Source organism: Pseudomonas sp. PGPR N4 (genome assembly GCF_059693665.1).
On record NZ_JCAUKV010000002.1, the window covers coordinates 556,072 to 581,443 of the forward strand.

19 protein-coding genes and 2 pseudogenes are annotated in these 25,372 nt (G+C 63.1%); 8 read left to right on the forward strand and 13 right to left on the reverse strand.

Annotation, left to right across the window (positions count from 1 at the left end):
* Window positions 1-118: 118 nt before the first annotated feature.
* Complete coding sequence (locus AC58X1_RS12160; RefSeq protein ID WP_497428972.1) at window positions 119-1,615, forward strand: Fic family protein; 1,497 nt, start codon at window positions 119-121, stop codon at window positions 1,613-1,615.
* 154 nt (window positions 1,616-1,769) lie between these two features.
* On the opposite strand, the gene AC58X1_RS12165 is transcribed toward AC58X1_RS12160, so the two are convergent.
* Window positions 1,770-1,952 (reverse strand): hypothetical protein, encoded by a 183-nt coding sequence (locus tag AC58X1_RS12165; protein WP_259074777.1) that lies wholly within the window; start codon window positions 1,950-1,952, stop codon window positions 1,770-1,772.
* Window positions 1,953-2,209: 257 nt separating this feature from the next.
* Here AC58X1_RS12165 and AC58X1_RS12170 point away from each other — a divergent pair, with 257 nt between their 5' ends.
* Both AC58X1_RS12170 and AC58X1_RS12175 read left to right on the forward strand, forming a co-directional pair.
* A complete protein-coding gene (locus tag AC58X1_RS12170; protein WP_101315222.1) occupies window positions 2,210-3,511 on the forward strand; it encodes an Nramp family divalent metal transporter in 1,302 nt (433 codons plus the stop codon).
* A 211-nt stretch (window positions 3,512-3,722) separates the two neighbouring features.
* The gene (locus AC58X1_RS12175; RefSeq protein ID WP_259074780.1) at window positions 3,723-5,507 is read left to right on the forward strand and encodes a monovalent cation:proton antiporter-2 (CPA2) family protein; all 1,785 of its coding nucleotides are present in this window, start codon (window positions 3,723-3,725) and stop codon (window positions 5,505-5,507) included.
* A 7-nt stretch (window positions 5,508-5,514) separates the two neighbouring features.
* Here the strand turns inward: AC58X1_RS12175 and AC58X1_RS12180 are convergent, their stop codons facing one another.
* Window positions 5,515-5,799: a HigA family addiction module antitoxin gene (locus AC58X1_RS12180; protein ID WP_103435589.1), complete on the reverse strand. Its 285-nt coding sequence runs from the start codon at window positions 5,797-5,799 to the stop codon at window positions 5,515-5,517.
* 13 nt (window positions 5,800-5,812) lie between these two features.
* Window positions 5,813-6,090 (reverse strand): annotated as a pseudogene (locus AC58X1_RS12185) (type II toxin-antitoxin system RelE/ParE family toxin).
* Window positions 6,091-6,388: 298 nt separating this feature from the next.
* Between AC58X1_RS12185 and AC58X1_RS12190 the strand changes: the two are divergent.
* Window positions 6,389-7,300, forward strand: coding sequence for a LysR substrate-binding domain-containing protein (locus AC58X1_RS12190; RefSeq protein WP_103435587.1), 912 nt, complete (start codon window positions 6,389-6,391; stop codon window positions 7,298-7,300).
* Between the two features lie 203 nt (window positions 7,301-7,503).
* Here the strand turns inward: AC58X1_RS12190 and AC58X1_RS12195 are convergent, their stop codons facing one another.
* The 4 genes from AC58X1_RS12195 to ycaC form a co-directional block, all read right to left on the reverse strand.
* The gene (locus tag AC58X1_RS12195; RefSeq protein ID WP_101315217.1) at window positions 7,504-9,345 is read right to left on the reverse strand and encodes an amidohydrolase; all 1,842 of its coding nucleotides are present in this window, start codon (window positions 9,343-9,345) and stop codon (window positions 7,504-7,506) included.
* 60 nt (window positions 9,346-9,405) lie between these two features.
* Window positions 9,406-10,224 (reverse strand): alpha/beta fold hydrolase, encoded by an 819-nt coding sequence (locus AC58X1_RS12200; RefSeq protein WP_497428899.1) that lies wholly within the window; start codon window positions 10,222-10,224, stop codon window positions 9,406-9,408.
* Window positions 10,225-10,279: 55 nt separating this feature from the next.
* On the reverse strand, window positions 10,280-10,846 hold the full coding sequence (locus tag AC58X1_RS12205) for an antibiotic biosynthesis monooxygenase (protein ID WP_150570438.1): 567 nt from the start codon (window positions 10,844-10,846) through the stop codon (window positions 10,280-10,282).
* A gap of 76 nt (window positions 10,847-10,922) precedes the next feature.
* Window positions 10,923-11,555 (reverse strand): isochorismate family cysteine hydrolase YcaC, encoded by a 633-nt coding sequence (ycaC, locus tag AC58X1_RS12210; RefSeq protein ID WP_497428900.1) that lies wholly within the window; start codon window positions 11,553-11,555, stop codon window positions 10,923-10,925.
* A gap of 228 nt (window positions 11,556-11,783) precedes the next feature.
* Here ycaC and AC58X1_RS12215 point away from each other — a divergent pair, with 228 nt between their 5' ends.
* The gene (locus tag AC58X1_RS12215) at window positions 11,784-13,208 is read left to right on the forward strand and encodes a mechanosensitive ion channel domain-containing protein (protein WP_401181701.1); all 1,425 of its coding nucleotides are present in this window, start codon (window positions 11,784-11,786) and stop codon (window positions 13,206-13,208) included.
* Window positions 13,209-13,314: 106 nt separating this feature from the next.
* Here AC58X1_RS12215 and amaA read toward each other — a convergent pair whose 3' ends face one another.
* Window positions 13,315-14,601: an L-pipecolate oxidase gene (amaA, locus tag AC58X1_RS12220; RefSeq protein ID WP_101322918.1), complete on the reverse strand. Its 1,287-nt coding sequence runs from the start codon at window positions 14,599-14,601 to the stop codon at window positions 13,315-13,317.
* 99 nt (window positions 14,602-14,700) lie between these two features.
* Window positions 14,701-16,191, reverse strand: a complete 1,491-nt coding sequence (gene amaB / locus AC58X1_RS12225; protein WP_101322917.1) for an L-piperidine-6-carboxylate dehydrogenase — start codon at window positions 16,189-16,191, stop codon at window positions 14,701-14,703.
* A gap of 136 nt (window positions 16,192-16,327) precedes the next feature.
* On the opposite strand from amaB, the gene AC58X1_RS12230 reads away from it, so the two are divergent.
* Both AC58X1_RS12230 and hglS read left to right on the forward strand, forming a co-directional pair.
* Window positions 16,328-17,218 (forward strand): LysR family transcriptional regulator, encoded by an 891-nt coding sequence (locus AC58X1_RS12230; RefSeq protein WP_181088528.1) that lies wholly within the window; start codon window positions 16,328-16,330, stop codon window positions 17,216-17,218.
* Between the two features lie 117 nt (window positions 17,219-17,335).
* Complete coding sequence (gene hglS / locus AC58X1_RS12235) at window positions 17,336-18,730, forward strand: 2-oxoadipate dioxygenase/decarboxylase HglS (protein WP_497428901.1); 1,395 nt, start codon at window positions 17,336-17,338, stop codon at window positions 18,728-18,730.
* A gap of 54 nt (window positions 18,731-18,784) precedes the next feature.
* On the opposite strand, the gene AC58X1_RS12240 is transcribed toward hglS, so the two are convergent.
* From AC58X1_RS12240 to AC58X1_RS12250, 3 genes and pseudogenes are all read right to left on the reverse strand, one after another.
* On the reverse strand, window positions 18,785-19,651 hold the full coding sequence (locus tag AC58X1_RS12240) for a methyl-accepting chemotaxis protein (RefSeq protein ID WP_375140266.1): 867 nt from the start codon (window positions 19,649-19,651) through the stop codon (window positions 18,785-18,787).
* A pseudogene (locus tag AC58X1_RS12245) lies at window positions 19,646-20,767 on the reverse strand (Cache 3/Cache 2 fusion domain-containing protein); the annotation flags it as partial. The gene AC58X1_RS12240 and the pseudogene AC58X1_RS12245, both read right to left, overlap by 6 nt.
* A 155-nt stretch (window positions 20,768-20,922) precedes the next feature.
* Window positions 20,923-21,855, reverse strand: a complete 933-nt coding sequence (locus tag AC58X1_RS12250) for a LysR substrate-binding domain-containing protein (protein ID WP_150572504.1) — start codon at window positions 21,853-21,855, stop codon at window positions 20,923-20,925.
* A gap of 156 nt (window positions 21,856-22,011) precedes the next feature.
* Here AC58X1_RS12250 and AC58X1_RS12255 point away from each other — a divergent pair, with 156 nt between their 5' ends.
* Window positions 22,012-23,382 carry a NorM family multidrug efflux MATE transporter gene (locus tag AC58X1_RS12255; protein ID WP_101322912.1) on the forward strand — a complete coding sequence of 457 codons (1,371 nt, stop codon included), beginning with the start codon at window positions 22,012-22,014 and terminating at the stop codon, window positions 23,380-23,382.
* Between the two features lie 141 nt (window positions 23,383-23,523).
* On the opposite strand, the gene AC58X1_RS12260 is transcribed toward AC58X1_RS12255, so the two are convergent.
* Window positions 23,524-25,188: a putative bifunctional diguanylate cyclase/phosphodiesterase gene (locus tag AC58X1_RS12260; RefSeq protein WP_497428902.1), complete on the reverse strand. Its 1,665-nt coding sequence runs from the start codon at window positions 25,186-25,188 to the stop codon at window positions 23,524-23,526.
* Window positions 25,189-25,372: the final 184 nt, after the last annotated feature.

Consider the following 25,372-nt stretch of genomic DNA (forward strand, 5'->3'; position numbering starts at 1 on the left):
CCGCGAGCAAGGGCAACAAGCCGGGTGAGGAAAAAACAAGCGAATCTGGCAAAAGTGAGGATTTTCCGAGTAGAGTGAGAAAAATCTTGCCCGCACTAACCGAAGGAAGGATTTAGTGATCAACGCCGTAGGCTACTCGCTTTTGATCCAACAACTGGAGCTGACAGCAGTGCCTCTGCGCCGGGCAGCGATGGTGCAGCCCGTTACCCGCTTAAAGCTCATCGGTTCGGCATTAGCGGTACCTCCCGGCATGATGCCCACACGCGATGACTTGCTCGGTCACGTGCTATTTGCCTTGAAGCATGAGGGCATCAACCTGGCAGTACTGGCTCAGGCCCTGCCTAAGGTCACTGCCGAGACGCTTGAGCGGGCCTATCAAGAGGCGCCTAACGGTATCTACATCCGCAAAGCCTGCTACCTCTGGGAAGCCTTTACCGGCGCACAACTCACACAGCCAACCCCGGTACGAGTCCCCTACACGCCGCTGTTCGACCCAACGCGTTACATCACTCGTCCGGGCGAGCGCAACTCGAAGTGGCGCGTTGAATTCAACGGTCTGGGTGATCTGAACTACTGCGCTACGGTCGAACGAACATCAGAAATAACCGCGCTGCTCGATCATGACGTTCTTGAGAGAGCGCGGGCCTTTATCGCTGGGTTACCACCCGTGATGATGGACCGCGCCATTAACTGGGCCTACCTGCATGAAACCAAAGATTCCTTTGCGATTGAGCGAGAAGCCCCCTCAGACGACAAGTCTCGGCGCTTCATCCAGTTACTTCGTCAGGCCCACGAACGCCAGCCGTTGACCGAGGACTATCTGGTCGCTTTACAGAATGCGACCGTATCTAACCCACTCGACCTGGCAGCGGCATTCAGGCATCAGCAAAATTATCTATCGGACGGTTCGCAGGGCGCCGCAGGGGTGACTTTTTTACCTCCCCCACCAGACCTTTGCCGGGAACTGATGGAAAGCCTGATGCGTTTCGCCAACGAAGCACCATCTCAAATAGATCCGCTAGTAGCTGCGGGAATCATTTCGTTTGGCTTTGTGCTTATACACCCGTTCATGGACGGGAACGGCCGCCTGTCGCGTTTCCTTATCCATCAAGCATTGTGCCGAGCCGGCGCATTGGACAACGGCCTGCTGCTACCCGTGTCGGTGGCAATGAAGCGTGAAGAACTGCGTTATCTAGAGGCGCTGCAGACCTTCTCTCGCCCTGTTCGGGACTTCTGGGAGGTGCAGTGGATTGACTTTGGCCAGTACGGATTCAAGTTCCGGGGCAACGATGCAGTTTACCGGTACTGGGATGCAACCCCGTGTGTGGCCTTCACCCTGGATATGGCCAGGATGGCGCTCGAAGCGGAGTTGCAAAAGGAAACAGCGTTTTTGGCATGCTACGACGCTGTCTACCGGGCCGTTGACGAGCGTTATGACTTGCGAGGGAGTGATCTCGCCAACCTGGTCATGATGTGCTTGAGCAACGACGGGGTGGTCTCGCGCAACCGCCGCAAGCAGTACCAGTACTCAGTCACGCCGCAAGCTTTTGATTTCATAGAGCAGACGGCGCAACACGTGCTCGCCGAGCAGCGAGCCGAAACAGCGCAGGATTGAGCGCAGCTCACTTGTTGGTGGGGATACCGGAGATTTGTGATCCCCTACCGGAGTAGTCGCCGACAGTTTTCGTGCAAACACTGTGGCAAGGGCTGGGCTGCAGCTCCTGCTCCCCTTGCCTCGCTTAGCGCAGCCGATTGACCCCGGTTTCCCTTCAGCTACGCAGCCGGGTCAATGCGTGTTCAACCAAGCTACGGGCCATGCGCGTGGCCTGGGCGGCGCTGGCCAGGGCGTTTGTGTCAGGTTGCTCAGCCGAGTCGCTGCACTGCTGGTCGAGGGTCTCGACCACGCCGCAGAGAAATTCATTGGCCAAGGCCAGGGAGTCAGCCGGGAGCATGTCGCTGTGGACAGAAAAATCTTCCTAAGGCCATCCAGCCTGAAGCGCTCAGCGTGAAGTTGGGAAAGGTCTTACAAGGGCCCCGTGATGTCAGCAGGCCATAGTCCACGGCAGCTCTAGCCCCGCAAGGCCTGCACAAAACAGCCTGAATTTGCCGTAATACTTTGTAATGTTTGCTCTGCGATTTTTGTTGTACGACGTCCTATCAGCATGTTCGACTGCGCCGGCTCTCACTACAAAAATAACGGAGACATCCAATGACCAGCCTACCTTCCGTTGAGGGCAAAGCTGCCGTGCCCTCGCAAAGCCGCCTCGCGCGAATCGCCAAGTTGCTCGGCCCAGGCATCATCGCCGTGCTGTCGTGGCTGGGCGCAGGTGATCTGATCACCTCTTCCGTGGCCGGCGCCAACTACGGTTACGCAATGATGTGGGTGCTGGCAGTTTCGCTGCTGCTGCGCTACCTGATCGTCAACATCATCGCCCGCTTCCAGCTGTGCAATAACCAGGGCATGACCATCCTTCAGGGCTACGCGCAACTGCACCCGGTGTTCGCCTGGTTCATGCTCGGCTACGCGCTGATCATGGGCCACCTGATGAACGCGTACATGATCAAGGGCGCCGGCGAATCACTGGCCATGCTGCTGCGCGTCGACTACCCGCTGCTTTGCTCGATGGCGGTGGTGCTGGCGGTGTGGATGCTGGTCGGGCGCAATATCTATTCGCTTATCGAAGGTGTGATGAAGGCATTGCTGGCGATCATGACCCTGGCGTTTCTGGCGCTGGCGGTGATGTCCGGGCCGGATGTGGCAGGCATCGTCAAAGGCACCATCGGCTTCAGCATCCCGCCTGACGAGGGCGTGCATGGCGCCATGCTGGTAGCGGTGTCGGTGATCGGCGCAGTGGCCGGTTCGGTGGCCAACTTCGTCCACCCCTACGTGATGCGCCAGAAGGGCTGGGTTGGCCCGCAGCACAAGCGTGTGCAACGCAACGACCTGCTGTTTGCAGTATTCGTCGGTATCGTCATCAACCTGGCGATCTGGATCGTCGGCGCAGAAATCCTGCGGCCCAACGGCATCGAAGTGAAAACCCTCGGCGATCTGGGCAAGGCGCTGGAAATCTTCTTCGGCCCGATCGGCTGGTATGTGTTCTTCATCGGCGTGTTCGCCACCCTGTTCGCCAGCATTTCCGGCAAGACCACAGCCTTCCCGATGCTGATCACCGACGCCCTGCAGCACGTGCAGCCCAAGCGTCGCGAGCGTTATGGCAAGGAGTTCCACAAGGACCCGGCGCACCGCTGGTTCATGCTGTTCATCCTGGTTACGCCACTGATCTGGTCGATTCCGGGCATGCCTGACTTCGTCACCCTGACCATCGGCGTCAGCGCGCTGAATATCATTGGTCTGCCGGTGATCTCGCTGGGCCTGTTGATCATGTCCAACCAGAAGTCGCTGCTGAGCAAGGAATACCGCAACAACCTGTTCGAGAACATCGCCCTGGCATTCGCCACCGGCCTGGCGCTGTGGGTGGCGTTCCAGCTGGGTGTGGAGCTGTTCAGCTAAGTCATCGTACAACGCTGCTGTAAAACACTCTGCGGGGCAGGTCTTGAAAAGGGCTTGCCCCGTGTTTGTTTGCAGCCATTGTGCGTTGATTGTCGCCACTGAAATGACAATGTGTCTCTGCACAGGCGGATTGTCTGCACCCACCCTGCCCTTCACAATGCGCGACTAATCTGATCCCGCTGCCCTCTTCGCAGCTCATGGAGTTCGAGCGATGCCACACGAAGGCAGCCTGCTACAAACCGCGGTCATCTTCCTTCTCGCCGCAGTGATTGCCGTGCCATTGGCCAAGCGCCTGCAACTCGGCGCCGTCATCGGTTACCTGCTTGCCGGCGTAGCCATAGGCCCACAGGTTTTAGGCTTGATCCGCGACACCGAAAGCGTCGCGCACATTTCCGAGCTGGGCGTAGTCTTGCTGCTGTTCATCATCGGCCTGGAACTGTCACCGCGGCGGTTGTGGCTGATGCGCAAAGCGGTGTTCGGCGTGGGCCTGGCACAGGTGCTGCTGACCGGCGCGATACTCGGCGCCATCGCTCTGTTCGGTTTCGCCCAATCACTGCCCGCAGCGCTGGTGCTGGGTCTGGGCCTGGCCTTGTCGTCGACTGCCTTTGGCTTGCAGACGCTGGCCGAAACCAAGCAATTGAATGCCCCGCACGGGCGTCTGGCGTTTGCCATTCTGCTATTCCAGGACATCGCCGCCATCCCGCTGATCGCACTGGTGCCGTTGCTCGCCGCCAGCGGCCCGGACACCAGCCATGGCGACAGCCTGCAACACGGCCTGACCATCTTTGCCAGCATCGCCGTGGTCATCGTCGGCGGCCGTTATCTGCTGCGCCCGGTGTTCCGCATCGTCGCCCGCACCGGCTTGCCGGAAGTGTCCACGGCCACCGCACTGCTGGTGGTGATCGGCACTGCCTGGCTGATGGAGCTGGCCGGAATCTCCATGGCCTTGGGCGCATTTCTCGCCGGCCTGTTGCTGGCCGACTCGGAATACCGGCACGAACTGGAGTCGCAGATCGAGCCGTTCAAAGGGCTGCTGCTGGGCCTGTTCTTCATCAGTGTCGGCATGGGCGCCAATCTCAGTCTGTTGTTCGACACGCCTTGGCTGTTGATCGGCCTGACTGCCCTGCTGATCGCAGTAAAGCTGCCGATGCTGATGCTGGTCGGGCGTCTGGGCGGCCTCAATACGGCCAATGCCCTGCGCCTCGGCGTGGTCTTGGCGGCTGGCGGCGAGTTCGCTTTTGTGGTGTTCAAGCTGGGCAAGGACCAAGGCCTGCTCGACAGCTACACCTACGACCTGCTGCTGATGACCATCACTTTATCGATGGCCGCCACGCCGCTGTTGCTGATGGCCTGCGCACGCCTGCTCAAGCGCCCGCCTGCCACGCGTGAAGTACCGGAACAGTACAAGGACATCCAGACCGATGCGCCGCGGGTGGTGATCGTCGGCATGGGCCGCATGGGCCAGATCGTCTCGCGCATCCTGCGTGCGCAGAAGATCCCGTTCATTGCCCTCGACACCTCGGTCGACGCCATCGAGATGACCCGCACCTTCGAGCAGGCGCCGGTGTTCTACGGCGACCCGATGCGCGCCGAAGTGCTGCACGCCGCCAAAGTCGGCGAGGCCGAATACCTCATCGTGACCACTGACGACCCCGAGATCACCACACGCACGGCAGAGCGGGTCAAACGTCTCTATCCACATCTGAAAGTGCTCGCCCGCGCGCGCAACCGCCAGCATGTGCACAAGCTGATGGACGTCGGCGCCGAGCCGATCCGCGAGACGTTCTATTCCAGCCTGGAAATGAGCCGACGCGCCTTGGTCGGCCTGGGTTTGTCGGATGATCAGGCCGCTGACCGCATCCAGCGCTTTGCCGAACATGACGAGCAGGTGCTCGAAGCCCAGGGCCGCATCCGCGACGACCGCGCCAAGGTCATGCAGAACGCCAAGGAAGCACGGGTGGAGCTGGCCCGGCTATTCGAGTCAGACGCCGACTGAGGCCAACTCAGGCCAACACCAGTCGACAGATAGGCGGATGCTCCCGCTGCGCGGCCTGCCATAGATCGTAGGCCGCCTGCTCCGCCAGATACTGCCGGGCCGCACCCAGGCCTGCCAGCTCAAGGCGATAAGCCAGGTCAGCCGAAAGCGCTGCGCGTCCATTGATGACGGCAGACAGCTGCCCGCGTGAGTAGCCAAGGTGGCGAGCCAGCGACGAGACGTTCATACCAATAGCGGGCAGGACATCTTCGCGCAGCGATTCGCCGGGGTGAGGCGGGTTGTGCATCGACATAAGCATTCAGCTCCTAGTGATAATCCAGATAGTCGACCAGCTCAACGTCGGTGCTGACAAAGTGGAATATCACCCGCCAGTTACCAGAGATGCTAACGGCCCAGAAACCGTCCAGGTTGCCTCGCAAGGGATGGAGCCGATAACCGGGTCGGTCCATATCGGCAGGCGATTGTGCGACTGCGAGTGACGCGAGAAGCCGGCGCAGGCGTGCTACTTGATCAGCTCGGACACCGGATGTATCTCCCCGCTGATAGAGTGCCCTCAGGCCTTGTGCCTGAAACTCCTGATCATTGACGCTGAAGTGTAAGGCCAGGCCTTACACTTTTCAAGTAGACCATGGCTCGTTGCATGGAGACACTCCTGAGAATTTCCGGGAGTGCAGTTTGTTCTTTGCCAGCTTCAAAGACGCCGTGATGGCGTCAGCCAAGCACGTGGGAAATTTCCTAAGCAGCTGTCCATCCGTCAGGTCACCTCCACCCCGCGACCACAAAAAATCCCCCGCCCCCTCCACCCCGGGCCTGTTACGCTCCGTCTCGCTCGAGTCGCAAACACTCCGGCGCAGCAGCAAGCGACTGACCAGGAGACCCGCTTGGAAGACCTCAACTCGCTGTACTTCTTCACTCAGGTAGTCGAGCACGGTGGCTTTGCCCCTGCCGGGCGGGCGCTGGACATGCCCAAATCGAAGCTCAGCCGGCGCATCGCCGACCTCGAAGAAAGGCTCGGCGTGCGCCTACTGCACCGCACCAGCCGGCATTGCTCACTGACCGAAATCGGCCAGGAGTATTACCGCCGCTGCCTGGCCATGCGGGTCGAGGCCGAGAGCGCTGCCGAGGTGATCGAGCGCAACCGCAGCGAGCCGCGCGGGCTGGTGCGCATGAGCTGCCCGACCACCCTGCTCAACTCCTGGGTCGGGCCGATGCTGACGCGCTATATGCTCAAGTATCCGCGGGTCGAGTTGTTCATCGAGAGCACCAACCGCCGCGTCGACTTGCTGCACGAGGGCTTCGATGTGGCGCTGCGGGTGCGCTTTCCGCCGCTGGAAAACACCGACATGGTGATGAAGGTGCTGAGCAACAGCACCCAATGTCTGGTCGGTCGGCCGGCGTTTCTTGAGCAACTGCCGGCGGGCTTCGATCCGCAGCAGCTCAGCCAGCTGCCGAGCCTGCACTGGGGCGGCGCGCAGCGTGAGTATCAGTGGGAGCTGTTTCAGGGCGAGGACATGAGCCGCAGCATCGTCATCCCGCATACGCCGCGGATGGTCACCGATGACCTGTTCGCCCTGCGCCATTTTGTGGTGGCGGGGATCGGTATAGCGCACTTGCCGAAGGTGGCCGTGCGTGAGGATCTGGCCAGCGGGCACCTGGTAGAAGTGCTGCCGGGCTGGAATCCGCGCTGCGGTATCGTCCATGCGATCTTCCCATCGCGGCGTGGCCTGCTGCCGTCGGTACGCTCCCTGATCGATCACCTGGCGGAAGAGTTCGTGTCCTGCGACATGGCTTGAATGGGTTAAAGCGACACCTGTCCCGAAGCGTGATCTTGAGGTTTGACGCGATCCCTGTAGGAGCGGCCTTGTGTCGCGAAAGGCGCGCGTAGCGGGCCCAGGATCTGTGCAGCACCAGAGATCGTCGGGGCCGCTGCGCGGCCCTTTCGCGACACAAGGCCGCTCCTACAGAGATCGCGTCGAGGCGGCCGCCTCGGATCAGATCAGAACGCGAAACACGAACAGCCCAGCGATCCCCAGAAGCCCTGGAAGTCACTCACCGGCACACTCGATTTGCGCGCCTTGTCATGGCTGTGAGCATGCACCCCACACGGCCCGGAACACTGATGTGGCATCGCTGCCAGCGACGGTGTGCCCGCCCGCCAGTGCCCCGGCACCTTGGCCACCGGCGACCACTCAGGCAATACCGGCACCTGCGCCGGGCCCAGCTTATCGAACTCGGCGGCGCCGTACACGACCTTGCCATCGACAATGGTCAGCACCGACTCGATGCTCTTGATCGCCTCCTCACTGACGCTGAAGAAGTCCAGCGACAGCGCTGCCAGGTCAGCCAGCTGGCCGACCTTGAGCTGGCCTTTCTTGCCCTGCTCGCTGGAGAACCAGGCGCTGCCCTGGGTGAACAACTGCAGCGCGGTATCGCGGCTCAGGCCTTCGGGGTACAGCTCCATGCCGCCGACGGTCTTGCCGCTGACCATCCAGTACAGCGAGGTCCACGGGTTGTAGCTGGAAACCCGAGTGGCGTCGGTACCGGCACCGACCGGCACGCCCATTTCCAGCATGCGCTTGATCGGCGGGGTCTGTTCGGCCGCCTTGGCGCCGTAACGGTCGACGAAATACTCACCCTGGAAGGCCATGCGGTCCTGAATGGCGATACCGCCGCCCAGGGCACGCACGCGCTCGATGTTCTGCGGGGTGATGGTTTCGGCGTGGTCGAAGAACCACGGCAGGCCGTTGAACGGGATGTCGCGGTTGACCTTCTCGAACACGTCGAGCATGCGCGTGATCGACTCGTTGTAGGTGGCGTGCAGGCGGAACGGCCAGCGCTGCTCGACCAGATGGCGAACCACCGGCTCCAGCTCTTCTTCCATGGTCTGCGGCAAGTCAGGGCGCGGCTCGAGGAAGTCCTCGAAGTCGGCGGCGGAGAACACCAGCATCTCGCCGGCGCCGTTATGCCGGAGGAAGTCGGTGCCGCTGTGCAGCTTGACGCTGGAGGTCCACTTGCGGAAGTCGTCGAGCTCTTCCTTGGGTTTTTGCGTGAACAGGTTGTAGGCGATGCGCACGGTCAGCTGGTTGTTGTCGGCCAGCTCCTGGATTACCGAGTAATCGTCGGGGAAGTTCTGGTAGCCACCACCGGCATCGATCGCGCTGGTCAGGCCGAGGCGGTTGAGTTCACGCATGAACTGGCGGGTCGAGTTGACCTGATACTCCAAGGGCAGCTTCGGCCCTTTGGCCAGGGTCGCGTAGAGAATCATCGCGTTGGGGCGGGCGATGAGCATGCCGGTCGGGTTGCCGAACTTGTCGCGCTGGATCTCGCCACCGGCTGGGTTGGGCGTGTCCTTGTCGTAGCCGACGGCTTTGAGCGCGGCGCGGTTGAGCAGCGCGCGGTCGTACAGGTGCAGCAGGAACACCGGGGTATCGGGCGCGGCCTGGTTGATCTCTTCAAGGGTCGGCATGCGTTTTTCGGCGAACTGGAATTCGTTCCAGCCACCGACTACCCGCACCCACTGCGGAGTTGGCGTGCGCGCCGCCTGGTCCTTGAGCATGCGCAGGGCATCGGCTACCGAAGGCACGCCTTCCCAGCGCAGTTCCAGGTTGTAATTGAGACCGCCGCGGATCAGGTGCAGGTGCGAGTCGTTGAGGCCGGGGATCACCGTGCGCTGCTTGAGGTCGATGATTTGCGTGCTGTCACCGCGCAAGGCCATGGCCTCGGCGTCGCTGCCCACGGCGAGAAAACGCCCGTCCTTGATGGCCACGGCGGTGGCGGTTGGGTTTTCACGGTCGACGGTGTGCAGCTTGCCGTTGAACAGGATCAGGTCGGCGGTCATGGGCAAATCCTCGGATAGGGGGCGGGAGCAGCGCGGAGTGAACCGCGCCGCCTCGGTGGCTTACTTGGCCAGGAACGCCAGCAGGTCTTCGTTCAACTGCTGCGCATGGGTGACCGCAAAGCCGTGCGGCGCGCCGCTGTATACCTTGAACTCAGCGCCCTTGATCATTTCTGCTGCGCGCTTGCCGGTGGTTTCCATCGGTACGATCTGGTCGGCGTCGCCATGAATGACCAGAGTCGGCACATCGACTTTGGCCATGTCTGGACGGAAGTCGGTGGCAGAGAAGGCGCTGACGCAATCCAGAGTCGCTTTCAATGACGCCAGTAGGGCGATATTGAGGGTCTGCGCCTGCACTCCGGTGGAGACCGCCTGGCCTTTGTTGATGCCGTAGAACGGGGTGGCGAAGTCGGCCAGGAACTGTGCACGGTCGGCTCTGAGGCCCGCCTGGATACCTTCGAACACCGAAGCATCGACGCCATCCGGGTTGCTCTCGGACTTGCCGAACACCGGCGTTACTGCGCCGAGCAACACCAGCTTGGCCACCCGCTCGCTGCCATGCCGACCGATGTAGCGGCTAACGTCACCGCCACCCATGGAGAAGCCGACCAAGGTCACGTCGCGCAGATCGAGGTGGTCGATCAGCTGGGCGATGTCGTCGGCGAAGGTGTCGTAGTCATAACCGGTCCACGGTTGGTCGGAGCGACCGAAGCCACGCCGGTCAAAGGCGATGGCGCGGTAGCCGCGGCTTGCGAGAAACTCCATCTGGGTGTCCCACATGTCCGCATCCAGCGGCCAGCCATGGCTGAACAGCACGGGCTTGCCGCTGCCCCAGTCCTTGAAGTAGATCGAAGTGCCATCGCGGGTTACGAACGTGCTCATATCGGTATCTCCAGAAATTAGGTAGGGGCTTGCACAGCGTAGCGTCAGAAATGTTTCAACCACGTAGCCAGTTGGCGCAGCGGCGGGTTACCCACGGCATGATGAAAAACACCACCGGCAGGATCACCAGCAGGTTGCCGATCAGGTTGCCAATGACCGGCCCGGCCAGTTGCGGCACGCGAGTGAACAGCGGTGCCAGCACGATCGGTACCAACATGGTCAACGGGCAGATCACCAGGTAGGTCAGCACGGCCTGCTTCCAGCGCGGCGGCGCTGGGGTGTTGCTGCTGGCCGGGGTGAACCAGAACTCCGGGTCGTCATGCACATGGGTGTGGTCGCCGTCTTCAAGCAGCGGCAGCACCTCGCTGACCAGTGCCTGGCGTTCAGCCGAATTGACCCATGCCTGCAGCAGTTCAGCATCGGCAAAACGCACCACGGTGGTGAAGTGGCAACCACCGCCATCGGGGCGGATCACATTGACGTCGAGGTGGCCCGGCTGCTGGCGGGCGGTGGTTACCGCGCGCTTGAGCCATGCCTCGTACTGCGCCAGCGCGGCGGCCCGCGCCTTGTGCTGGATGACCAGGGTCACCACGTTGCGGTTATCGACGGTTGCACTGTTCATGGGTGTTCCCTGGGCAAAGGCGGCTGGCCATGGCCCACGCTGTTGCTGTGGGCCGGCGCTGGGTTGAGGGCGCGGCTTATTTGCCGGCGGCGGTCAGGGCGCTGTAGGTGGTCATCAGGTTGCGGTAGTCCGGGATGTGGTTGGAGCACAGCGCGCCGAGGCCTTCGATGTCGTTCCTCCAGTCGCGGTGCAGTTCACAGGCCACGCCGAACCAGTTCATCAGTTGTGCACCAGCGCTGCTCATGCGGTTCCAGGCGGCGTCACGAGTGATCTCGTTGAAGGTGCCGGACGCATCGGTAACCACGAACACATCGAACTCTTCTTCCAGCGCCGACAGTGCCGGGAACGCCACACAAACCTCGGTCACCACACCAGCGATGATCAGCTGCTTCTTGCCAGTCGCCTTGACCGCCTTGACGAAGTCTTCGTTGTCCCAGGCATTGATCTGGCCAGGGCGAGCGATGTACGGCGCATCCGGGAACAGCGCTTTCAGCTCGGGGATCAGCGGGCCGTTGGGGCCTTGCTCGAAGCTGGTGGTAAGGATGGTTGGCAGGTTGAAGAACTTGGCCAGGTCGGCCAGGGCCAGCACGTTGTTCTTGAACTTGTCCGGCTCGATGTCACGCACCAGCGACAGCAGGCCAGCTTGATGGTCGACCAGCAGGACTACGGCGTCGTCTTTGTTCAGGCGGTTGTATTTGAAGTTGCTCATGGCTTGGTGCTCCGCAAGGGTCTTGGTTTCGAGTGAGTTGGGTGTTTCGCGTTGATGAGTAAAGATTAAAACCAAGACCTTTGTGCGACTAGATAGCTAAATTTGTCTTTAGCGTTCTATTTTATGAACGATGGTGATTACGGCCTGTTGTTGCGACTACGGCCCAGTTGCTTGTCCCCCTCACCTACTCTTTACTACCCATCAGCCCTCCCCCGCACCGAGACCGTCATGCTGGCGTTCATCCAGTCCTACCCGCTGTTGCTCGGCACCTGTTTGATCCTGCTCGATGTGCTGCTCTGGCAATTGATCACGCTGCAGCGCCAGCCGTGGCGGATCGCTGCGCGTCTGGCGATCTTCCTGTTGTTCAGCGCGGTGTTGGTGGCGGCGGGGATGAGCCCGTTGCAGCCGCCGCCGTGGGTCGATGATGTGGCGCGCAATCTGTTGGCGACGGTGCTGGCGATTGGCTGGTGGCTGTTTGCGGCGCGGACGGTGACGGTGGTGTTCGGCGTGCTGCTGGTGGCGCGCGGCAGCCATGGCGGGCGTTTGTTGCAGGACGTGCTCGGGGCATTGATTTTTCTGGTGGCGGTGGTGGCTGCGGCGGCCTATGTGCTGCAGTTGCCGGTCAAGGGGCTGTTGGCGACGTCAGGGGTAATGGCGATCGTGATCGGCCTGGCGTTGCAGAGCACCTTGAGCGATGTGTTCTCTGGGATCGTTCTGAATACCACGCGGCCGTATCAGATTGGCGATTCGATTTCGATCGATGGCACCGAGGGCAAAGTGGTCGATATCGACTGGCGGGCAACGCGGATGATCACTGCCAGCGGCAGCCTGGCGGTGGTACCCAACTCGGTGGCAGCCAAGGCCAAGTTGCTCAATCATAGCCGCCCGGCGGACCGGCATGGGCTGAGCATCACCGTGGTGGTGCCGGCCAAAGTGCGCCCGAAGCGGGTGTTCGATGCACTGGAAAAGGCCCTGCAAGGCACCTCTGCGCTACTCGCCACGCCTGCACCGAAGGTCTCGGTAAAAGCCTCAAGCCTGGAGTCGGTGGAATATGAAGCCAGTGGTTTCATCACCGACATGGCGCGCAAGGGCGAGGTGCGCAATCAGTTGTTCGACCTGGCCCATCGGCACCTGGAAGCCAGCGGCGTGATCTGGAATGCCGACCTGGCTTCGGCGCCACGCAGCCGTCAGCGCGAGCTGCTGGATGAGGTGCGCCTGTTCCGCTCGCTGAGCGGCGACGAGCGTGATGAGCTGAGCCAGCACATGACGACGGTGGAGTACCTGGTCGATCAGGTGATCCTTGGCATCGGCGAGCGCTCGCAGCATGTGTTGGTGATTGCCAGCGGGGTAGTGTCGGCGTCGGTGCGCGATGGCGAGCGGCTGGTCGAGGCCGGGCGCATGGGGCCGGGCGAGCTGCTGGCCATTGAAGGTTTGGTCGATGAAGAAGAGTCGGCGGTGGAGTTCCGTACCCTGAGCGGCTGCGTGCTGTATCGGATCGACAAGGAACAGCTGCGCAGTTGCCTGGACCAGCGCGGCGACGTGCAGATGGCCTTGACCAAGCTGCAGCGGTTCCGCCGGCAGAGCCGCGATTCACTGTTGATGCAGAAACCGGTGCTGGTCAAGAAAGGCGGCTTTCTCAGCTGGCTGCGGTAGGAGCGGCCTTTTGTCGCGAAAGGGCCGCGTAGCGGCCCCAGATTTCAGCTTCGCCGCGGGTATCGCCGGGCCAGCTACGCTGGCCTTTCGCGACACAAGGCCGCTCCTACAGGACCACGCGCAGGCACTGGCCGGCGTGGTACAGCGAGAAGCCTGACTCATAGAACGCAGTACGCAACGACGGCGCGCTGACGGCTTTCATCGGCGAGAACGGCACCGGCAGGCGCTCGGGGTCATCCTTGAGCAGAAACTCGGCAAAGGCTCGGCCAATCACGGTGCCGGTGGTATTGCCGCGACCGTTGTAGCCGGTCACTGCGACCAACCCCGGTGCAGGTTCGAACAGGCGCATCAGGTGATCGGGGGTGAAGTCGATGCAGCCGGTCCAGTGCATTTCCCAGTCGACCTTGCCCAGCTCCGGGTAGTAGTGGCTCTGAATGCGGTCGGCCCAGCGCCGTACGAACCATGCCGGCTTGTTGTCGACCCGACCGAGGCTGCCGAGCAGCAGGCGGCCTTGGTCATCGCGGCGGATGCTGCTGAGTACGGTACGGGTGTCCCACGAGCCTTGGCCATGGGGCAGCACCTTGTCGGCGGCTGCGCCGTGCAGCGGTGCCGAGGCAACCTGGTAGTAATAGCCACGGAAGAAGTGCTTTTGCAGGTTGCTCCAGTCGCCCTCGGTGTAGGCGCCGGTGGAGATCACCACCTTGTCGGCACGGACCACGCCTTTGCCGGTGTTGACCTGCCAGCCAGCGCCATCGCGCTGCAGGCCTTCGACCGAGGATTGCTGGAACAGCTTGCCGCCCAGCCGCTCTACTGCAGCAGCCAGGCCTTGGGTGTAAGCCATCGGGTTGATGGTGCCGGCGCGATGGTCAAGCAGCGCGGCGGAAATCTTGTCGGTACCGCAGTATTCCTGGCACTGCGCGCCGGTCAGCAGTTCGACGTTGGCGCCGCGCCGGCTCCATTGCTGATGGCGCGCCTCCAGGTCAGCCAGGCCAGTGGCGTTGTGCGCCATGTGCAGAGTGCCTTTGTGCTGGGCCTGGCAGTCGATGCCCAGGCGCTCGATCATGGCGAACACCTCGGCGGGTGCCTCGCCCAAGGCCTTGTTCAAGCGGCTGCCCTGTTGTTGACCGAGGGTCGCCTCGACATCGTCGGGGCGAATCCAGGTGCCGGCGTTGACCAGGCCAACGTTGCGCCCGGAGCCGCCGTGGCCGATTTTCCAGGCTTCGACAACGATCACTGACTTGCCCTGTTCGAGCAGATGGATCGCTGCCGACAGGCCGGTGATACCGCCACCGATGACGCAGACGTCGGCCCTGTGCTCGCCCGCCAGGGCCTGCACGGCGACGCTCGCCGGAGTGACGTGTTCCCAGAGACATTGTTGACGCAATTCGGGCATGACCGGCCTCAGCTTATTTTTCTTGTTACGGTGTGGCCGCCAGGCGGCCGCTCGCGGCACACGGCCGCGAAAGGGGGCCGAGGCCCCCGCCTGCGATCATCAGTCGAACACGATGCCCTGCGCCAGCGGCAATTCGCGTGAGTAGTTGACGGTGTTGGTCTGGCGCCGCATGTAGCCTTTCCAGGCATCCGAACCCGACTCGCGACCGCCGCCGGTTTCTTTCTCGCCGCCGAACGCGCCACCGATCTCTGCACCGCTGGTGCCGATGTTGACGTTGGCGATGCCGCAGTCGCTGCCGGCTGCGCTCTGGAAGCGCTCGGCTTCACGCAGGTCGGTGGTGAAGATGCACGACGACAGGCCTTGTGGCACTTCGTTATTCAGGCGCAAGGCCTCCTCGAAGTCGTCATAAGCCAGCACGTACAGGATCGGTGCGAAGGTCTCGTGGCGGACCACTTCGCTCTGCGCAGGCATCTCGGCGATTGCCGGGGTCACGTAGTAGCCGTTCGGATACTGGCTGGCCAGCTGACGCTCACCACCAAACACCTGGCCACCTTCGTCACGGGCCTTGGCCAGTGCGCCTTGCATGGCGTCGAACGACTGCTTGTCGATCAGCGGGCCGACCAGGTTGTTCTCGCGCGGGTCGCCGATGCGCACTTTGCCGTAGGCGGCTTTGACGCGGGCAACCACTTCGTCCTTGATCGAACGGTGCACGATCAACCGACGCAGAGTGGTGCAGCGCTGGCCAGCGGTGCCGACGGCGGAGAACAGAATGCCGCGCACAGCCAGATCAAGATCGGCACTCGGCGCGAGGATCATGGCGTTGTTGCCGCCCAGTTCGAGGATGCTGCGGCCAAAGCGTGCGGCAACCCGTGGGCCGACTTCACGGCCCATGCGGGTGCTGCCGGTGGCGCTGACCAGAGGTACACGTGGGTCGTCGACCAGCGCTTCGCCGGCTTCACGGCCGCCGATCACCAGCTGGGCCAGGCCGGCCGGTGCATCACCGAAGGCCAGCAGGGCTTTTTCGAACAGCGCCTGGCAGGCCAGTGCGGTCAGCGGGGTCTTCTCGGACGGTTTCCAGACCACGGCGTTACCGGCTACCAGCGCCAGCGCGGTGTTCCACGCCCACACCGCCACCGGGAAGTTGAAGGCGCTGATCACGCCAACCACGCCCAGCGGATGCCACGACTCACGCATGTGATGGCCGGGGCGCTCGGAGGCGATGGTCAGGCCGTACAGCTGACGCGACAGGCCGACGGCGAAGTCGCAGATGTCGATCATTTCCTGCACTTCGCCCAGGCCTTCCTGGGTGATCTTGCCGGCTTCGATCGAGACCAGCTCACCAAGTTCGGCCTTGTGCTGACGCAGGACTTCGCCAAACAGCCGCACCAGCTCGCCGCGACGCGGGGCCGGTACAGTGCGCCAGGCTTCGAAGGCGGCGTGGGCCTGGTCGATGCAGACGGTGGTCTCGGCCTTGCCGAGCAGTTTCACCGTGGCGATCTGGCTACCGTCGATCGGGGTGTGAACAGGGTAGTCGCCCTGAGTATAGGCCTGGGCGGCGACGCCAAGGCGCTCGAGCAATGCAGCAACCATCGTGCTTCTCCTAAATCGGCTGAAGGGTGGTAAATATGATGTGGATCAGTATTAATCCGATCACAGCAGTGCAACAAACGACCTTTATTCCGCATATCATTCCGTCAGGTCATGATCCCCTTGCATAGAGACTGCCATGTCGAAACGTCTGGTACCGTCGATGACGGCCCTGCAGTGCTTTGAAGCTGCAGCCCGTCACTTGAGCTTCACCCGCGCTGCCGAAGAGCTGCACCTGACCCAAAGTGCGGTCAGCAAACAGGTCGCGCAGCTTGAAGAAATGCTCCACCATCACCTGTTCCTGCGCATTCGCCGGCGCTTGCAGCTGACGCCTGCGGGCAGCCTGTACCTGGCCGAGGTGAACAAGATCCTCACCCAGGTCGACATGTCCAGCCGCTACATCCTGACGTACGGCGAGCAGACCGAGATATTGAAGGTAGCTACTCAACCGAGTTTTGGCGTGCGCTGGTTGATCCCGCACCTCAAGGGTTTTGGCAAACGCTACCCGAATATCCACCTGGATATCCGCAACGAGATGGAGCCGTTCTCGCTGTTGCAGGGCTCGGCCGACGTGGTGTTCTTCTTTGGCCAGGGCACCTGGCCGGGGGCAACCTGCGTGCAGTTGTTCGACGAGGAAGTGGTGCCGGTGTGCGCGCCTGAGCTGCTGCAAGGGCGCGAATTGAGCGATGCCAGCGCGCTGGCCGAACTGGTGTTGATGCAGAGCACTTCACGGCCGGAGGCCTGGCATGAGTGGTTCCTGGAGCAGGGCCTGCACACCGACAACAGCTACCACGGGCCACGCTTCGACACCTTTTATATGGCCTTGAGTGCGGCTCAGGCGGGCTGCGGCGTGGCGCTGGTGCCACGTTATCTGGCGGAGAAGGAACTAGCCGAGGGCAGTTTGGTGATTGCCTGGCAGCATGCTATGCGCAGTAATGGCGCGCATTATCTGGCGTATGCCGAGCATGCGGCCGAAGTGCCGAAGGTGCGGGCTTTGGTGGAGTGGATCAAAACTCAGCTAGGGGGCTGATAGCGTCGGGGCGACATCAATCATAAAGGGAATGACACCTCTACTTTTTTTCGCTTGTGGCGGCAGTCCATTCCCAGTTTTCATGTAACGGTCCCATTAACCACCAGGAAGCTTGCGATGCCCGCCCATGATTTCGTCAGCCCAGACAGCATCCGTGCGCAGTTCTCTGCCGCCATGTCGCTCATGTACAAACAGGAAGTGCCGCTGTACGGCACGCTGCTGGAGCTGGTCAGCGAAATCAACCAGCAGGTCATGCAGCAACAGCCGCAGGTCGCTGAAGCGCTGCGCTGGACCGGCGAAATCGAGCGTCTCGACCACGAACGCCATGGCGCCATCCGCGTTGGCACCGCCGCCGAGCTGGCCACCATCGCCCGCCTGTTCGCGGTGATGGGCATGCAGCCGGTGGGTTACTACGACCTGAGCTCGGCGGGCGTGCCGGTGCACTCGACGGCGTTTCGCGCAGTGCATGAGCAGTCGCTGCACGTCAGCCCTTTCCGCGTGTTCACCTCGCTGCTGCGCCTGGAGCTGATCGACAACCCGCAACTGCGCGAGCTGGCTGCGAGCATTCTGGCCAAGCGGCAGATCTTCACCCCGCGGGTGCTGGAACTGATCGCCCAATGTGAGCGCAACAACGGCCTCAACGCCGCCGACGCCGAGGCCTTTGTGCAGGAGGCGCTGCACACCTTCCGCTGGCACCAACAGGCGACGGTGACTGCCGAGCAGTACCAGCAACTGCATGACCAGCACCGGTTGATTGCCGATGTAGTGGCGTTCAAAGGCCCGCACATCAATCACCTGACCCCGCGCACGCTGGACATCGATGCGATTCAGCTGGGCATGCCGGCCAAGGGCATTCCCCCCAAGGCAGTGGTCGAAGGCCCGCCAACCCGGCGCCACCCGATCCTGCTGCGTCAGACCAGCTTCAAGGCCTTGCAAGAGAAGGTCGCCTTCACCGATCAGGCCGGCAGCGAAGGCAGCCATACTGCGCGCTTCGGCGAAATCGAACAGCGTGGAGCAGCGCTGACGCCCAAGGGCCGGGCGCTGTACGACACCTTGCTCGATGCGACCCGCGCAGCACTCGGCGGGGTGCCGGCCGAGGCCAATGCCGAGCGCTACCAGCAGTTGCTCCAGGCGCAGTTCGCCGAGTTCCCCGATGACCTGGCGCAGATGCGCGAGCAGGGCCTGGCCTACTTCCGTTATTTCGCCACCGACAAGGGCCTGGCAGCGCGCAACGAAGCTGGCCGGCCGAGCACCTTGCAGGGCCTGATCGACGCCGGGCATGTGCATTTCGAAGCGCTGGTTTACGAAGACTTCCTGCCGGTCAGTGCGGCGGGGATCTTCCAGTCCAACCTGGGCGACGATGCCCAGGCCAACTACGGCAGCAATGCCAACCGCGAAGCGTTCGAGGCGGCGCTGGGGTTGGCGGTGCAGGATGAGCTGGCGCTATACGCGCAGAGCGAACAGCGCTCGCTGCAGGCCTGTGCGCAGGCACTGAACCTGAGCGCGCTGTAACCCTCGCCTGATTGCAGCCGCTACGCAGGCCGATCTGCGCGGCGGCTGCCGCTGTCAGCGGACGCGGAAGCGATCCACTTCCTGGCGCAACTGCGCCGCCAGGCCTTCCAGCTCACGTGCGGTGGTGGCCAGTTCATTGGCCACATCGTGCTGCTCGCTGTTGGCCTGGGCGATGCTCTGCAGGTTGCGGCTGAGCAAGGTCGCGGTGCTGCTCTGCTCCTGAGTGGCAGCGCTGATCGCGGCAAACTGCTCACCGGCGTCGCGGCTCTGCTGGTCAATCTGAGCCAGCGCATCAGCCACTTTGACGTTGCGTTCAAGGCCTTCCTGCATCAGCCGGTTGCCCTGCTGCAGGGTGCTGATGGCGTGCCCGGTCTGCTGCTGGATACTGCCGATCATTCCGGAAATCTCGTCGGTTGCCGAACGGGTCCGCGCCGCCAGGCCGCGCACCTCATCGGCCACCACGGCAAAGCCACGGCCCTGCTCACCGGCGCGAGCGGCCTCGATTGCCGCGTTGAGCGCGAGCAGGTTGGTTTGCTCGGCGATGGCGGTGATCACCCCGACGATGCCGCCGATTTCCTGCGAGCGGGCGCCAAGGGTGTCCATGACCTCAGCAGTGCCGCCGAGGGCATCGGCGATCTGGCGTAGCGAGGCTGACGCTTCGTTCATCGCGCTGCGGCCAACCCGGGTGTGCTCGGCATTGTCGCGGGCCATGCGTTCGGTGCCGGCCATATTGTCGGCAATGTTCATCGAGGTGGCGCTGAACTCTTCGACGGCGCCAGCCATGCTGGTGATTTCGCCAGACTGCTGCTCCATGCCTTCGCAGGCACCGGACGACAGCCCGGCCAGCGAACGAGCACGGCCGCTGACCTGCTCGGAGGCGCTGCGAATATGCGCAACCATGGTCGACAGTGCTTCACCCATCTGGTTGAAGCTGCGCGCCAACTGGCCAATCTCGTCGTTGCTGCTGACCGTCAGACGCGCGCTCAGATCACCCGCACCCAGGGCTTCGGCCTGACGCAGCAGGTCGCTCAGTGGGCGCAGCTTGCGCCGCAGCAGGAACAGCGTCGCCGCCACCGCCAGCAGCATGGCCAGCAGGCTGCCAATCGCCAGGCGCAGGCCGACACTCCAGGTCACGTCGCGAATCTCGGCTTCGGGCATGCTCGCAACAACTGTCCACGGGCCTTCGGCAAACGGCATGGCAACGCTGAAAATCTGCTCGTCGGCGTTGTCCCAGAAGCTGCCAGTACCCGGCTCTGCAGCGAGGTTCTTGACGGCTTGCGCGGCCGCCTCGGCATTGCCCACATCAGCCGGCGGCACCAGCCACTTGCCCTGCTCGTCGAGCAGCGCCAGCGAGCCGGTGTGACCGATGCGGAAGCGCTTGAGGTTGGCGAGCTGGGCGTTCTGCGCATCGGTGTAGTCAAAGCCGACGAACAGCACCGCAATGACTCGGCCGCTGTCATCGCGCACCGGCACGTAGCGGGTCATGTAGTTGCGCTCGAACAGCACGGCACGGCCAACGTAGTTTTGCCCGGCCATCAACTTGGCATAGGCCGGGTGCTGGCGGTCGAGCTGGGTGCCGATGGCGCGGCTGCCATCCTGCTTGGTCAGCGAGGTGCTGATGCGGATGAAGTCATCGCCACTGCGCACGAACACGGTGGCGACGCCAGCAGTCATCTGCTTGAACTCGTCGACCTGCTGGAAATCGTTGTTGAGCAGGTGTTCCCCCAGATACAGCGCCGGCGTGGCCTGGCCGGCGACAGTGGCGCTTTCGCCGGCATGCAGGCTCAGACCCGAGGCGAAACGGCGCTCGAACAGGCCGCTGAGGCGCTGGGTGTTGTCCTTCAGCGAACCATGGAAGGTATCCAGCTGGTCAGCCAGCAGCCGCGCTTCACTGGCCAGGTGTTCCTGGCGGGTGGCGAGGTTGGCGTTGTCCAGCGAGCGCAGGGCAAACAGGGTACTGCCGGTGATCACCAGCGCCAGCACGATGGCGAGGGCGATCCCGAGCTGTGAGGCAATCCGGGCACGGGGTTGAGGCATGTGCAAGCTCCTGGCAAGGGGCCGGGATCATCCTGATCGCGCTGACCGCCCGCTGCTTTCGACGGGTAATCGCGTCCTCTTGCGGGACGCTGGTGCCACTAAATCGGCGTCGCGGACGAATACTTGAGTGTCGGACCGGGACATTCGCAAACGTTTTACTGCGCAAGCGCTGGCAGGATTTGCACCGCTGGCAAGTCCATTGCCGCCGCCTCTTCCTGGAGAAACCCGCTCAAGCGACGCAGGCGCTCTGTGCCGGGCCTGGTGCGTGGCCAGACCAGGTAATAGTCCATGCCGCTGGCCACTGCGGTCGGCCACGGCAGGCTCAGCCGGCCTTGAGCGACGTCTTCGGCCACCATCAACAGATCGCCCATGGAGATCCCGTAGCCACGCGCCGCAGCGATCATGCCCAGTTCAAGCGTGTCGAAGACCTGCCCACCCTTGAGCGAAACCTTGTCAGCCAGGCCCATGCGCGCCAGCCAGCTACGCCAGTCACGTTTGTCCGGGGTCGGATGCAGCAGTTCGATGTCAGCCAGGCGCTGCTCATCCCAAGGCCCCTCGTCGATCAGCTGCGCAGCGCCGACCGGGATCAGCAACTCGGAGAACAACCGCCGCACCTCCCAGTCGACCGGGAACTGGCCATCGCTGAGCAATACCGCGCAGTCGAACGGCTCGTGATTGAAATCGACATGATCGACGTCCATCCAGGCGCTGGTCAGTTGCACTTCGTTGCCCGGTTGCAGATGGCGAAAGCGGCTCAGCCGCGCCAGCAGCCAGCGCATGGTCAGGGTCGACGGGGCTTTCATGCGCAGGATGTCATCTTCGCCGCGCAAGGTATCGCAGGCGCGCTCCAGCGAAGCGAAGCCATCGCGCACGCCGGGCAGCAGCATCCGCGCCGCCTCGGTCAGCTGCAGGCTGCGGCCGCTGCGCACGAACAGGCGGCAGGCGAAATGCTCCTCCAGCGTGCGGATGTGCCGGCTGACGGCGCTTTGCGTAATCGACAACTCCTCGCCGGCGCGAGTGAACGAGGAATGCCGTGCAGCCGCCTCGAATGCGCGCAGCGCATAGAGCGGAGGGAGTTGTCTGGACATGGGGCACCTGCAATACGGGGGGCACGAACGAGCAAGGCAAATCATACATACATGAGTTCAACTCATGGGAGCGATCGCATTTATCCTTTTGTGGAAAGTTGACCCAGGCCTCAGAATCCACCTCCTGTTCATCCCCCAGCATCAAGGACTCTCACCATGCACGTCGCGCCCACCGTTGAACTCAAGGCTCTGCTGCGCCTGGCCGGGCCGCTGATTGCCTCGCAGTTGGCGCATATGCTGATGGTGCTGACCGACACCTTGATGATGGCGCGGATCAGCCCGCAGGCCCTGGCCGGTGGCGGCCTGGGCGCGGCGAGCTATTCGTTCGTGTCGATCTTCTGCCTGGGCGTGATTGCCGCCGTCGGCACGCTGGTGGCGATCCGCAAGGGTGCCGGGGATATCGCCGGCGCCACCCGCCTCGCTCAGGCCGGCATCTGGCTGGCCTGGGCTTTGGCGCTGGGCGCCGCGCTGGCATTGTGGAACCTCGGCCCGGTGCTGCTGATGTTTGGTCAGCAGCCGGAAAACGTCGAGGCGGCCATGGCCTTCCTCACCCTGTTGCCACTGGCACTACCCAGCTACCTGACGTTTATGGCCTTGCGCGGCTTCACCAGCGCCCTTGGCCGGTCGACGCCGGTGATGGTCATCAGCCTGGTCGGCACGGTGCTCAACTACTTGCTCAACCATGCGCTGATCGAGGGCATGTTCGGTTTGCCCAAACTCGGCCTGGTCGGCATTGGCCTGGTCACCGCGCTGGTCTCGCTGGGCATGGCCATCGCTCTGGCGCTGTATATCCGCTGGCACCGCTTCTACGACGCCTACCCGCTGCGCAAGGGCCTGGCGCGGCCATCGCTGTCGGCGTTGCGCGAGCTGTGGCGGCTGGGCCTGCCGATTGGCGGCACGTACATGGTCGAAGTCGGCTTGTTCGCCTTCGCCGCGCTGTGCATGGGTGTGCTCGGCAGCACCGAGCTGGCGGCGCATCAGATCGCCCTGCAGATCGTCTCGACCGCGTTCATGGTGCCGACCGGGTTGTCTTATGCGGTGACCATGCGGGTCGGCCTGTATTACGGCGGCGGCAACCTGCTTGCAGCGCGCAGTGCCGGGCGGGTCGGTATTTGCTTTGGTGCGCTGTTGATGTTTGCCTTCGCCGCGCTGTTCCTGTTGCTGCCCGAGCAGTTGGTGGGATTGTTCATCGACCGCAATGACCCTGCCTTTGCCGGCATCTTCCAGCTGGCAGTGGGGCTGGTGATGGTGGCGGCGTGGTTTGAGTTGTTCGATGGTGTGCAGACCATCGCCATGGGTTCGATCCGCGGCCTGCAAGACGCCAAGACCACCTTCCTGATCGGTCTGGGCTGTTATTGGCTGATCGGCGCGCCAAGTGCGTGGCTGTTTGCCTTCAACCTCGGCGGCGGTGCACTCGGCATCTGGTGGGGCCTGGCGCTGGGCCTGGCCTGCTCCTCGGTGGCGTTGACCTTCGCGTTTGAATGGCGAGTGCGGCGGATGTTGCGCAAGGTTGCCGTGGGGGGGTGACGGTCGGGAATGCTGGGGGCGCTTTGCGCCCCTTTCGCGACACAAGGCCGCTCCTACAGGGACCGCGCAATGCCCAGACGACCTGGTTCCTGTAGGAGCGGCCTTGTGTCGCGAAAGGGCTGCAAAGCAGCCCCGGCGCACTCAGACAGCGCGGATCGCACTGACCGGCACCTGCTGCAGGTAGGTTACCAGCTCATCCACCGGCAGCGGCTGGCTGACCAGAAAACCCTGCACCTGGTCGCAGCCAAAGCCTCGCAGCAGCGCCATCTGCTCTTCGCTTTCGACACCCTCGGCGACCACTTCGAGGTTGAGGTTGTGCGCCAGGTTGATCATCGCGTGGACCAGCTTGCGGTTTTCTTCGCGCAGCTCCATACCACCGACAAAACTGCGGTCGACCTTGAGCAAGGTGATCGGCAGGCTGTTCAGGTGCACGAACGACGAAAAACCGGTGCCAAAGTCATCCAGCGAGAAGCGCACGCCCAGGCGGCCCAGGGCGTCCATGGTCTGGCGCACCAGCTCGTTGCGGCGCATCACCGCGGTTTCGGTCAGTTCGAACTCAAGCCACCGGGCATCGACGCCATGCTCGATGATCAGCCGGCTCAGGGTCGCCAGCAGCTGGCTGTCCTGAAACTGGCGAAAGCTCAGGTTGACCGCCATGTGCAGCGGCGCAATGCCGTGCTCACGCAGGCCCTGCATGTCGCGCAGGGCACGTGAGATGACCCAGTAGCCGAGCGGCACGATCAGGCCGCTCTGCTCGGCCAGCGGCACGAATTCGCTCGGCGGCAGCAGGCCGCGTTCGGGGTGGTTCCAGCGTACCAGTGCTTCGAGGCCAACGATGCGGCCATCGACGAGGTTCAGCCGTGGCTGGTAATGCAGTTCCAGCTCGTCGCGGCGCAGGGCGCGGCGCAGTTCGCCTTCAAGGTCAGCCAGGCTGCGCGCATTGCGGTTGATCCGCTCGTTGAACACATGAAAGCTGCAACCCTGCACGCTCTTGGCCTGGCGCATGGCGATGTGCGCGTGCCACATCAGTGGGTCGGCGCCGGCCTGCGCGCGAGCATGGGCCAGACCCAGGCTGCAGCCCACCAGCAGGCTTTCGCCATCGACCCAGTACGGCTCACCCAGCGCTTCGACGATGCGCTCGGCCACCCATTCGGCGCGGTTCGGCTCGCGACGGGTGTCGATCAGCAGGGCGAATTCGTCGCTGCCCAGCCGGGCCAGCTGATCGCCCGCCTCCAGCTGCAACTTGAGCCGGGTCACCACCTGCAGGATCAGCCGGTCGCCGCCCTGATGGCCGAGTGCATCGTTGACGTGGCGAAAGTTGTCCAGATCCAGATGGCCAAGAGCAACGCCACGGCCGTCGTGTTCGGCCAGGCGCGTGGTCAGCAGGGCCTGAAAGCCCTGACGGTTGGCGATGCCGGTCAGCGGGTCCTGTTCGGCCAGGCGCTGCAGGGTGGCGACCAGCACGCCGCGCTCGCGCACATGACGCAGCGAGCGGCGCAGGCTGTCACTGCTCAGTTGCGCCAGCACCAGCCAGTCACTGACGCCGGCAGGCGGCGCCTCGGGCTCGTCTTCGAGCAGGACAATGGTCGGCAACTCGCAGCGGCCCGGGGTCGGCAGCAGCGCAGGCGTTGCCAGCACCACCGCCTGACGGTCGTGGGCAAACAGGCTGTTGACCGCCTCCCAGTTGGGCGCGGTCAGCAGCACCGCGCTGCCAGCCAAAGGCTGCAGGCAGTCGCGCAAGCTGGCCGCCCACTCCGGCTCATCGGCCAACAGCAGCAAACGCAAGGGTTCGACAGGCGTGGACAAGCGCGCTCCTTAGGCGAGGTCGTTAACCGTGACGGGGGTATCCTACCTCAAGAGCCAAATGATATTCACTCTTATTAACACCCATCCCGGGGCTGCACTCCGTCGTATTCTGTCGCGCATCCTGCTCCAAAAGTCGTACAACCGGCAAATCTGATTTGAGTAATAGCTCGATTGTGGCGGCAAG

Bases quoted from the DNA above. Each gene is read 5' to 3' on its own strand.
- AC58X1_RS12175 (WP_259074780.1), top strand. From the start codon at position 3,723: ATGCCACACGAAGGCAGCCTGCTACAAACCGCGGTCATCTTCCTTCTC.
- AC58X1_RS12165 (WP_259074777.1), bottom strand. From the start codon at position 1,952: ATGCTCCCGGCTGACTCCCTGGCCTTGGCCAATGAATTTCTCTGCGGC.
- AC58X1_RS12200 (WP_497428899.1), bottom strand. From the start codon at position 10,224: ATGAGCACGTTCGTAACCCGCGATGGCACTTCGATCTACTTCAAGGAC.
- ycaC (WP_497428900.1), bottom strand. From the start codon at position 11,555: ATGAGCAACTTCAAATACAACCGCCTGAACAAAGACGACGCCGTAGTC.
- AC58X1_RS12230 (WP_181088528.1), top strand. From the start codon at position 16,328: ATGTCGAAACGTCTGGTACCGTCGATGACGGCCCTGCAGTGCTTTGAA.
- amaB (WP_101322917.1), bottom strand. From the start codon at position 16,191: ATGGTTGCTGCATTGCTCGAGCGCCTTGGCGTCGCCGCCCAGGCCTAT.
- AC58X1_RS12255 (WP_101322912.1), top strand. From the start codon at position 22,012: ATGCACGTCGCGCCCACCGTTGAACTCAAGGCTCTGCTGCGCCTGGCC.
- amaA (WP_101322918.1), bottom strand. From the start codon at position 14,601: ATGCCCGAATTGCGTCAACAATGTCTCTGGGAACACGTCACTCCGGCG.
- AC58X1_RS12205 (WP_150570438.1), bottom strand. From the start codon at position 10,846: ATGAACAGTGCAACCGTCGATAACCGCAACGTGGTGACCCTGGTCATC.
- AC58X1_RS12240 (WP_375140266.1), bottom strand. From the start codon at position 19,651: ATGGGTGAAGCACTGTCGACCATGGTTGCGCATATTCGCAGCGCCTCC.
- AC58X1_RS12195 (WP_101315217.1), bottom strand. From the start codon at position 9,345: ATGACCGCCGACCTGATCCTGTTCAACGGCAAGCTGCACACCGTCGAC.
- AC58X1_RS12180 (WP_103435589.1), bottom strand. From the start codon at position 5,799: ATGTCGATGCACAACCCGCCTCACCCCGGCGAATCGCTGCGCGAAGAT.
- AC58X1_RS12250 (WP_150572504.1), bottom strand. From the start codon at position 21,855: ATGTCCAGACAACTCCCTCCGCTCTATGCGCTGCGCGCATTCGAGGCG.
- AC58X1_RS12170 (WP_101315222.1), top strand. From the start codon at position 2,210: ATGACCAGCCTACCTTCCGTTGAGGGCAAAGCTGCCGTGCCCTCGCAA.
- AC58X1_RS12215 (WP_401181701.1), top strand. From the start codon at position 11,784: ATGCTGGCGTTCATCCAGTCCTACCCGCTGTTGCTCGGCACCTGTTTG.
- hglS (WP_497428901.1), top strand. From the start codon at position 17,336: ATGCCCGCCCATGATTTCGTCAGCCCAGACAGCATCCGTGCGCAGTTC.